The 8,699-nt window shown below is 67.1% G+C and carries 11 protein-coding genes and 1 pseudogene; 5 read left to right on the forward strand and 7 right to left on the reverse strand.

The annotated features are described in order from the left end of the window. Window positions 1–7: 7 nt before the first annotated feature. The 4 genes and pseudogenes from IEY68_RS34815 to IEY68_RS36665 all read right to left on the reverse strand — a co-directional run bounded on the left by IEY68_RS34815 (window position 8) and on the right by IEY68_RS36665 (window position 2,285). On the reverse strand, window positions 8–826 hold the full coding sequence (locus IEY68_RS34815; protein ID WP_063000966.1) for an MBL fold metallo-hydrolase: 819 nt from the start codon (window positions 824–826) through the stop codon (window positions 8–10). 32 nt (window positions 827–858) lie between these two features. Beyond that, complete coding sequence (locus IEY68_RS34820; protein WP_189094695.1) at window positions 859–1,812, reverse strand: LysR family transcriptional regulator; 954 nt, start codon at window positions 1,810–1,812, stop codon at window positions 859–861. Window positions 1,813–1,882: 70 nt separating this feature from the next. Continuing rightward, window positions 1,883–2,038: pseudogene (locus IEY68_RS34825) on the reverse strand (IS21-like element helper ATPase IstB); the annotation flags it as partial. Between the two features lie 94 nt (window positions 2,039–2,132). After that, the gene (locus tag IEY68_RS36665; RefSeq protein WP_229719219.1) at window positions 2,133–2,285 is read right to left on the reverse strand and encodes a hypothetical protein; all 153 of its coding nucleotides are present in this window, start codon (window positions 2,283–2,285) and stop codon (window positions 2,133–2,135) included. Window positions 2,286–2,411: 126 nt separating this feature from the next. Between IEY68_RS36665 and IEY68_RS34830 the strand changes: the two genes are divergently transcribed. Both IEY68_RS34830 and IEY68_RS34835 read left to right on the forward strand, forming a co-directional pair. After that, window positions 2,412–2,585 carry a hypothetical protein gene (locus IEY68_RS34830; RefSeq protein ID WP_189094696.1) on the forward strand — a complete coding sequence of 58 codons (174 nt, stop codon included), beginning with the start codon at window positions 2,412–2,414 and terminating at the stop codon, window positions 2,583–2,585. Window positions 2,586–2,843: 258 nt separating this feature from the next. Further along, entirely contained in the window at window positions 2,844–3,401 is a 558-nt protein-coding gene (locus IEY68_RS34835) for a pentapeptide repeat-containing protein (RefSeq protein ID WP_063000954.1), read from the forward strand. Between the two features lie 228 nt (window positions 3,402–3,629). Here IEY68_RS34835 and IEY68_RS34840 read toward each other — a convergent pair whose 3' ends face one another. Next, window positions 3,630–3,905: a hypothetical protein gene (locus tag IEY68_RS34840; protein ID WP_189094697.1), complete on the reverse strand. Its 276-nt coding sequence runs from the start codon at window positions 3,903–3,905 to the stop codon at window positions 3,630–3,632. Next, the gene (locus IEY68_RS34845) at window positions 3,889–4,896 is read right to left on the reverse strand and encodes a hypothetical protein (RefSeq protein WP_189094698.1); all 1,008 of its coding nucleotides are present in this window, start codon (window positions 4,894–4,896) and stop codon (window positions 3,889–3,891) included. Before IEY68_RS34845 ends, IEY68_RS34840 begins: the two co-directional genes overlap by 17 nt. Here IEY68_RS34845 and IEY68_RS34850 point away from each other — a divergent pair. Beyond that, entirely contained in the window at window positions 4,879–5,025 is a 147-nt protein-coding gene (locus tag IEY68_RS34850; RefSeq protein ID WP_189094699.1) for a hypothetical protein, read from the forward strand. The two genes, IEY68_RS34845 and IEY68_RS34850, sit on opposite strands and share 18 nt — an antisense overlap. Window positions 5,026–5,207: 182 nt before the next feature. Then, window positions 5,208–6,455 (forward strand): cytochrome P450 family protein, encoded by a 1,248-nt coding sequence (locus IEY68_RS34855; protein WP_063916479.1) that lies wholly within the window; start codon window positions 5,208–5,210, stop codon window positions 6,453–6,455. A gap of 192 nt (window positions 6,456–6,647) precedes the next feature. Here the strand turns inward: IEY68_RS34855 and IEY68_RS34860 are convergent, their stop codons facing one another. Then, entirely contained in the window at window positions 6,648–7,364 is a 717-nt protein-coding gene (locus IEY68_RS34860) for a histidine phosphatase family protein (protein WP_063000960.1), read from the reverse strand. A gap of 193 nt (window positions 7,365–7,557) precedes the next feature. Between IEY68_RS34860 and IEY68_RS34865 the strand changes: the two genes are divergently transcribed. Further along, window positions 7,558–8,514 (forward strand): DUF808 domain-containing protein, encoded by a 957-nt coding sequence (locus IEY68_RS34865; RefSeq protein ID WP_063000968.1) that lies wholly within the window; start codon window positions 7,558–7,560, stop codon window positions 8,512–8,514. The last annotated feature ends 185 nt before the right edge of the window (window positions 8,515–8,699 follow it).

Consider the following 8,699-nt stretch of genomic DNA (forward strand, 5'->3'; position numbering starts at 1 on the left):
CTCAGGCCTATCGGGAGGTCGGGACGGGATGGGCGATGTCCGGACGCGCGGTGGAGACCGGGCCGTCGAAGACGGAGGCGGCGCGATCGCGGTGCCACCGGTGCTCGGCGGGATCGGGCGAGGAGAAATGCGTGAGCACGAGGTCGGCCACTCCCGCCGCACGCGCGGCGCGACCGGCGTCGAGCGAACTGAGGTGTCCGTGCCCACTGCGATCGGTCTCGCGCAGCGTGCTCTCGGAGAGGAGCGTTCCCGCGCCCTCGGCGAGGGTCACCAGCGCATCGGTGACGCCCGTGTCACCGGTGTACACGAGGCTGCTGTCCCTCGACTCGAGACGAATACCGCAGTTGGGAGCCGAGTGGTCGAGCAGGGCGGTCGAGGCCTCGAGCTCGCCCAAGAGCAACCGCTCGCCGGGCTCGTACTCCCGGCAGTCGAAACCGACCTCGAAAGCACGGTCGAGCAGCGGATGGGTGACGACCGGGTACAGCCCGGCGAGCGCACGCAGCCGGGCGACCGCCCCTCTCGGCACGTAGAGCGGCACTGGCGGGATGTCCTCATCGAGTATCAGGGGACCGTGCTCGTCCTCTCGGCGCAGACGCTCGGCGAGCACCGTCTTCCCGATCACCAACAGGTCGAGGATGTGGTCGGTGTGCTCGTGGCTGACGTACACAGCGGAGAGCCTGCCGGTGCGCACCGCCGAGAGCCGAGCGGCGACGCCCGGTCCGGCGTCCAGCAGCACACGGGTGTCGCCGTGCTCGACAAGGTAGCCGGAACTTGCGAGTCCGGAGGCGGGCATTGCTGCCAGGCAGCCGAGAGGCGTCAGTCGCATGCCGCCATGCTCCATCGCCGCGAGGCCAGGGATCAACGAGCGATTATCCATGGATTGATAGGCGCAGCCGATTGACGAAAGACGGCACTATGACGCTCGCCGTGGGCGGCAGCAAGTTCGCGGAGCTCGCTCAGCACGCTGTTCACCAGAGGTTCATCGCGGTCGGCACGCCAGACAGCGTGCATGGTCAGCATCGGTTGCGGTTCGAGCCGCAGCAGGTGCATCCCCTGGGCGCGGCTCTGCTCGCCGCGAGGAAGGGAACTGAAGCCGATGGTGTCGGTGGTTTCGAGCTCGAGGAGGTATCCGGAGAGGTCGGTCGTGCTCTGCGATCGCCGCACCCGCACCCCGACGCGTGCCGCCGTCGAGATCAGCGTCTCCTCGATGCTGTTGGTACCGCCGGCGTAGGTGGTGACGTATCGGTGCGCGGCGAGTTCGTCGAGCCGCAACGAGTCGGTGCCCGCCAGCGGATGACTTCCCCGCACTACCGCGACCATGGGCACGTCCAGCAGGTGCTCGCTGCGCAGCGAGGTGTCGTCCACCGGTCCGTACACGAGACCGAGATCGAGATCACCCTGCCCCACCTCGCGGAACTGCTGAGCGGAGGCCAGCTCGCGTGGAGTCACCGCCACCTCTGGGTGCGTCTCACGGAGTCGATCCAGGAGTGGAAGCAGCAGCATCCTGCTGGCGGGATAGTTCGCCGCGAGCCGCAGCGCGCCCGCACGCCCCGCCCCCGCGGCGCGCACGAGTTGAACTGCCCTGTCGCGACAATCGAGGAGCCGATGGCTTTCGGCGAGCAGCACCCGACCCGCGGGGGTGAGCACGACCGAGCGCGAGGAACGATGGAACAGTAGCGTGCCGAGATGCGTCTCCAGCCGCCGGATCTGCTCACTCACCGATCCTTGGGCGATGAACAGCCGTCGCGCCGCCCGCCCGAAGTGCAGCTCTTCGGCGACCGCGCAGAAAATCTCGATCTGGCGGAAGTCCATGCCGCCCACCCAAGCCACGAAAGGTGAACGGCAGGGCAACTCACGACCAGCCACCGGTGTCAACTGTGAAGCATTCGGCCGGCAACAACTCAGCGAGAAACGCCCGGTAAGTCATCTGCTCGCGGGCCGCGCCGTCGGCAATCTCGTTGAACCGAGCGCGAACGGTCGGCAGCCGGAGCAACCGGCACGCCCGATCGACGGCAGCGTCAGCCGCCTGCTCGGTCATCCTGCGCACCCGCTCGACGGGCGCCCCTCATGCGCGACCTCAGACGAAGGTGAGGACGAGACGGCCACGCACATTGACCAGAGCGACGACCCGGTCACCGAGGGACAACCGACCATCCACTCCCGACCCCACCCGCGTCGATGACCCCGGCAGCGTCCATCCCGGGCATATGCGGCGGACCCGGGATGGTCCGGCCGCGCCGGGGCATCGTGCCCGCGCGCAGGATGAGATCCGTCGGGTTGACCATCGCCGCATGCAGCACTCCAAACGGGTGCTGGGCTGGTCGGTGGCCGACCATATGCGCACCGAGCTGGTTACCGACACTCTCGACATGGCGGTCGCGGCGCGCGGCGGACACGGCCGCCCACCCTGAGTGGCGCCCGCCTACCTGCTCGACTGGCTGACCGGACGAACCGCACACATCCCGCTGTGGCACCTCGACAACATCCTCCCAACCGGCACTGCGCCGTTCTGCGAGTTCTACGACCCGAACGACCTCGCCGGCACCACCACCACCGAACGCGTCGACGCCACACCACGGCCCTGAGCCCGACACCGTAGCCGGCCTCCGCCCGGGCGGCTGCCTTTCCGCAGTACGCCTCAGCCAGACATGCGTTGCGCTGATCGGGGCGTGTGTGGAGGTCAGATCTCCTCTGAGTTCTCGGCTCTCCGGATGCCATTCTCTATGGACTCACGCGCACGTTCAGACCGCAGTTCGAGTTGCTCGCGCTCGACATCGTTACGCCGCCGACGGTGGCCCAGAGGAACCGGATCCCCCTGCTCCACCGCATCGAAGGAGAAGACCATGGCGAAGAAGTCTCACTACGCGGCGGCAGTGCGAGTTCCGATGGCCCGCCGGGCGGCCGCGCTCGTACTCGCCGCGGGGCTGGCGGCAACGGGACTCGCGGCGTCGGCCTCGATGGCGAGCGCCGCGCCGAAGCACGGTACCTGCACCATCGTGGCCGACCCCACGATACTGGGGAGCAAGACGTCCTGCCCCGGCGCGAAACTGGCCGGCGCGAAACTGTCCCGCGCGAAACTGGAGTTCTCGACCCTGACCACGGCGAACCTGGAGAACGCGAACCTGACCGATGCCAGCCTGCGGTATGCCGACATAACCCGGGCCAACTTCACCAACGCGAACGTGACGCGTGCCGCGGGGCTAGTGCCTGGACCTCGAGGCCCCAAAGGTAAGGACGGCGTGGACGGTAGGAACGGTGTGGACGGCAAGGACGGCAAGGACGGCAAGGACGGCAAGGACGGCGAAGTCACTCCCCGGCCCTGCACCCCGCATTCCCACTACGATCGCAGCACCGGTAATACGATCTTTCACTGCGAAGAAGACGACCATCCTCCGCAGTGAACTGCTCGGATCCGTCTACTGAGCATGCAGAAGCGGAACGCCGCCAGATGGGCTGGACCTGGCGGCGTTTTCCGTGAAGAGAGTCGCCTACTCGAGGTAGACCCCAGATGGACAGGTTCTCGCCCGGTGCGGCCCCGAGTGCTGGCCGCCGATAAGTGACCCCCGAGTCATCGGTTCCGCTTGTGAGTTCATGGCGCGGCGCGAGCAAGAGGATCCCAGGCATTGTCTTTATGGTTCGAACTCGCGGTCGTGGACACGAGCATGGGGCAACTCGTTGTCGAGTGACTCACGGTAAGCCACACATCCACGCATGAAGCGCGGCCACGGCGGAACAGCAACCTCGGGCTCGACGCGCTCGGGCAACAGGCCCCAAAGCTGGGGGTGGTGCCAGCAGAGGTCGTGTCCTGAACTGTCGCGGTGAGCGCGAATACCGGCGCGCAGCCGCCGTACCTCAGCAATCAATTTTTCTCGATCGAACTCGTCGAGGTCAGTGTCGACGTTCATGTTCCGAACGGTAGGGGTTCCGGTAGTAATCGCGCGGACATCTGCGCCGACTCGCTGCGGATTTCCCGAACCGGGCGGTCACGGTCGAAACACGTTGCGAGACGATGAGTCCGATCCCGACATTGCTGTCGGCGGGCCGCTTGCTGTTGGCTTCGGTGTGGTGATGGTGATCTACGGCGACGTCGGCGCCGCCGGGGAGCGGCGCAGCTCTTGAAGATGGCTGCGTAACACCCGGTTCGGGTGGTCGATGCCGCGACCGAACTCCACCGGCGATATCCGGGTCAGGACATCGAGAGTCGAGTGCGGTGGGCACGGTGTCGCGGTCGATCGCAACGAGGGTGACATGCACGGCCGAGGCCGCCGCACCCCGACACCGGGGCGGCCCAAACGTGATGATCGTGGCTGCCAGCACGGCCCGCTGGAATCCATCGAGTAGGTGCATTCCAGGCGGTGGGGTGTGCAGTGCCGCAATCAGGTCACCGTCGGCGGCCGGAACACCGAACAGGTTGGCAGCCGCACCGACGACCAGTTCATAGGTATGTGCGTCGGTGATCGGCATCCGGGTGCTGAGTTCGCGGGCGCGCACCAACTCGGCGACGATGTCGCGGCCCAGCATCGTGCACACCCGTCGGTTGTCGATCAGGCCGCTGTAGCGCGGCGGGCCTTCACCGATGGGATGGCGATCGAGACAGGCGATAGCGCGCAGCGCTTCCAGTGCCGTCTTGACCCGCCACGGTGTCGCTCCTGCTGGGCTGTCGGGACAATAGATCGTCGCCAGTTGGTGGATCAGGCCTTCCAGACCTTCCCGTGGGCCGATGCATGGATTCGCTGCCGTGGTCGGGGCGGGACCGGTCAGCGGGTGAGCGGCACCATGGTGCAGGTCGGCGCCGAACCGGCCCGCTATCCGGCCCAGATCCTGGCGGCGCACGGTGAATACGGTGCTGTCGATATCGGGGTACGCCTGTAGGAATGCGTGAGTGAACCGCTCCACCTGCACCGTCGTGCCCTCGTTGTCAGTGACCGCGACCAGGTCTACGTCCGAGCCCAGGACACAGCCGCCGCGGCCGCGGCGAACCGCGGGGTGCAACAACTCGTCGTCGGCGCCGTCGTCCGTGGTTGATCGCTTCCGGGCGTCTTGGGGCCCTTTCCGTCCCGGATCTGGGTGATGTACTCACGGGAGAAGTCGGCGTCGTGGGAGACCGCGCTGACACCGACGCCGGTCAGCAGGCGGGTTTGACCATGCCGCGACGGCATGGTGTTGGTTGGAGCCGCACCGAGAGGACGTTCCCGAGGAGACGATGCATGGACGCCAGCACTCCAACACCTGACGACGCGGCTTCAGCCGCCACCGGGCCCGGCAGCGGCTGCCCGGTGGCCGAGTTCGGGCGACTCCGCGAGCAGGGGCCGGTCGTGGACTTCCCGGGTTTCGGCGGCGACTCCGGCGTGCTGATCACCCGGCACGACGACGTTCGCGCCGTCCTGACCGATCCTCGACTGCGGGCCGACGCATCTACAGTGGACGGGGCGCAGAACGCCTTGTCCGACCTGTTGGGCAAGCTCGGCATCCCGCCGGAGCTGGACTGGATGAAGCGGAGCCTGCTGAGTCTGGACGGGGCCGAGCACACCCGGCTGCGCAAGCTCGTCTCCCGGGCTTTCACCGTCCGGCGGGTGAACGCGCTGCGTCCGCGGATCGAGACGCTGACCGAAGGTCTGCTCGACGACATCGCCGCGGTGGGGGCGGGTGGGGGCCCGGTCGACCTGGTGCAGGCCTTCGCCTACCCGTTGCCGATCGCGGTGATCTGTGAGCTGGTCGGGGTGCCGGAGCCCGACCAGCCGCGCTGGCGCGAGCTGGCCGAGCTGCTCACCTCCCCGGACCCGGACCGGATGCCACCGGTGATCCATGCGGTGGTCGAGCAGATCCGCGTCCTCGTCAAGGCCCGCCGCAGCACCCCGGCCGACGACCTGATGACCGTTCTGGTCGAGGTCCACGACGACGGCGACCGGCTCACCGAGGACGAAATGATCACCATGGTGTTCGAACTCGTCATCGCCGGGTTCGAGACAACCGCCCACCTGATCTCGAAGTCCGTGCAGGTGCTGCTGACCCGGCCCGACCAGCTCGCGGCACTGCGTTCGGAGTCGGGGCTGTGGCCGCGGGCCGTGCACGAGCTGATACGCACCTGCGGCCCGATCCCGACGAGCCTGCCCCGCTACGCCGCGACCGACATCGAGTTCGGCGGAGTCACCGTGCCGGCCGGTTCGACGGTGACAGCCGGGATCCTGTCCGCGAACTTCGATCCGGAGTTCACCGAGGATCCCGACGAGCTCGACGTCCGGCGCGAGACCGGCCACGGTGAGCGACATCTCGGGTTCGGGCAGGGGGCGCACTACTGCCTCGGGGCGGCACTCGCCCGGCAAGAGGCCGAGGTCGCCCTGCGCGGAGTGTTCGGGCGCTTCCCGGACCTGCGACTCGCCGACCCCGTCACCGGGCCGGCGCCACTGGGGTTCGCGCGCCTGCCGGAACTGCCGGTACTGGTGGCATCCGGGTGAGCCGACCGAACGTGCCTTTCTGTCACGAGACGGGTGCCGTGCTGGACTTCAGAGGTGACCGAGCCGCCGACCGTCCTCATCAGTAGCCGGTAGATCTCCGCCGAGCGGATCACTGCCGGGCGTGCGCTCGAGATGTATCGCTCGGTGAGGGCCTGCGGTAAGGGACCGGCCTCTCGTGTGCCGCGCGACTTTTCAGGCGGCGGGGTGTCCGTCCCACGAGACGAGCTTCCAGCCCTTCTTCGGGGTGCCCTTCACGACCACCCGGCCGGTGTTGTGCAGCGGATCGGACTGCAGCTTGCCCATATCAGGATTGGAGACGGACATGAGTGTCCAGAACATGATGGCACCGCCATGGGAAAAGATCACAGCACGCTTGCTGCGGCGGTCCTGGATATCCTGGATGGAGTCGTCCATACGCTTCTTGAACTCGTGACCGTTTATCGAGCCGGGGATCCGGGCATCCAGGTTGCCCTGCAGCCACTGAATCGGCGCGGCCAGGTAGCCCTCACGCGCGTCCTGCTCCGCCGTGCCCTCGTAGATGCCGGCCTCGATCTCGTGCAGTCCCGCCTCGACGACTGTGGGATGACCACACAGCTGCGAGGTCGGCTCCGCCGTCTGCTGGGTCCGGACCATCGTCGACGCGTAGATGCCGTCGAACTTGCAATCGGCCAGCAGCCGGGATACCGCAGCGGCTTGCGTCCGCCCCTTCTGGGTCAGGCCGGGTCCGGGGACAGAAGTGTCGATCAGACCGGAATTATTGCCGGCCGATTCTCCGTGGCGGACAAAGGTAAGAAACATTTCACCGGTTTGCGGCGCCGCGGCCGCGCTACCCGCTCCAGCTGCCATGAGCGCCACCGCTGCGATGATCGCTGCGATCATCGCGAACAGGCGAGACTTCATCAGGTTCATAGGCACTTCCTCGTGGATATGGGTCGGGCCGAACTGGAACGTTCCAGTGGCTGAAATCACACTAAGATCGCCCCGGCGAGGCCCCGAGAACGTTTCCCAGTGGACGGGAACCTTCGGACCCGACCACAAGCGATCAGCATCTGGCAGTACGCGTACTGTTCGATCTGCTCGATACATCGAAGTGGAGGATCCCGTGGCTGGTGGTCTCGTCGCCCTGCTGGACGACGTCGCGGCGATCGCGAAGGTGGCCGCAGCGTCCGTCGACGACATCGGCGCCGCGGCAGGCAAGGCAGGTATCAAGGCCGCGGGTGTGGTGGTCGACGACACCGCGGTCACCCCCCGCTACGTGCACGGGTTCTCCCCCAAACGCGAACTCCCGATCATCCGCAAGATCGCAATCGGGTCGATCCGCAACAAGCTCCTGATCATCCTGCCGGTGGCGATGATATTGAGCCAGTTCCTGCCGCAGGCGCTGCCATACCTGCTCATCGCCGGCGGCCTGTTCCTCTGCTACGAAGGTGCGGAGAAGGTGTACGAGGCGCTCACCGGCGGTCACCACGACGACGGCGAGGCACCCACGGCATCGAGCGGACCCGAACACGAGAAGACGATGGTGAGCGGCGCGATCCGCACCGACCTCATCCTCTCCGCCGAGATCATGGTGATCGCCCTCTCGTCGGTCGAGGACGAACCGTTCGCCACCCGGCTGCTGGTGCTGATCGTCGTCGCATTCCTCATCACCGCCCTGGTCTACGGCGTCGTCGCGGTGATCGTGAAAATGGACGACGTCGGACTCGCACTCGCCGAGCGCGAGTCGCCGTTCGGTCAGCGGGTCGGACGCGGACTCGTCGCCGCGATGCCGAAGGTGATGTCCGTTCTCACCGTCGTCGGGATAGCCGCGATGCTGTGGGTCGGCGGCCATATCCTCCTCGTCAACGTCGGCGAAGCCGGATTCCACTGGCCCGCCGACCGTCTCCACGACCTCGAACACTGGGCCGCAGAACTCGTCCATGGCGGGTTCGGAAGTGTCCTGTCCTGGACCGGAGGGACGGTTGCCTCCGCACTCGTCGGGCTCGTCGTCGGCGCCCTCGTCGTGCTGATCATGCACTTCGTTCCGAAGCGGAAGCCCAAGGAAGCCGCCGCGCACTGACCCGCGCAAACCCCCACCCGCGGTCCGCACCTGAGCCGGCCCGACCGTGCCTGTCGCAGACCGCTCAAAAGCAGTGTCGCGAGGCGGAAGGCACGGCGTCAGATAGATGACCGGGTCAAGGGGTGGCCTGCCGGACCGTCATGCGTTTGATTCCGTGGATGAGCGCGCTGTGCCCGTACTCGGGT

Origin of the sequence: Nocardia jinanensis (assembly GCF_014645735.1) — a bacterium.
Classification (GTDB): domain Bacteria; phylum Actinomycetota; class Actinomycetes; order Mycobacteriales; family Mycobacteriaceae; genus Nocardia; species Nocardia jinanensis.

Bases quoted from the DNA above. Each gene is read 5' to 3' on its own strand.
- IEY68_RS34815 (WP_063000966.1), bottom strand. From the start codon at position 826: ATGCGACTGACGCCTCTCGGCTGCCTGGCAGCAATGCCCGCCTCCGGA.
- IEY68_RS34820 (WP_189094695.1), bottom strand. From the start codon at position 1,812: ATGGACTTCCGCCAGATCGAGATTTTCTGCGCGGTCGCCGAAGAGCTG.
- IEY68_RS36665 (WP_229719219.1), bottom strand. From the start codon at position 2,285: ATGGTCAACCCGACGGATCTCATCCTGCGCGCGGGCACGATGCCCCGG.
- IEY68_RS34835 (WP_063000954.1), top strand. From the start codon at position 2,844: ATGGCGAAGAAGTCTCACTACGCGGCGGCAGTGCGAGTTCCGATGGCC.
- IEY68_RS34840 (WP_189094697.1), bottom strand. From the start codon at position 3,905: ATGAACGTCGACACTGACCTCGACGAGTTCGATCGAGAAAAATTGATT.
- IEY68_RS34855 (WP_063916479.1), top strand. From the start codon at position 5,208: ATGGACGCCAGCACTCCAACACCTGACGACGCGGCTTCAGCCGCCACC.
- IEY68_RS34860 (WP_063000960.1), bottom strand. From the start codon at position 7,364: ATGAACCTGATGAAGTCTCGCCTGTTCGCGATGATCGCAGCGATCATC.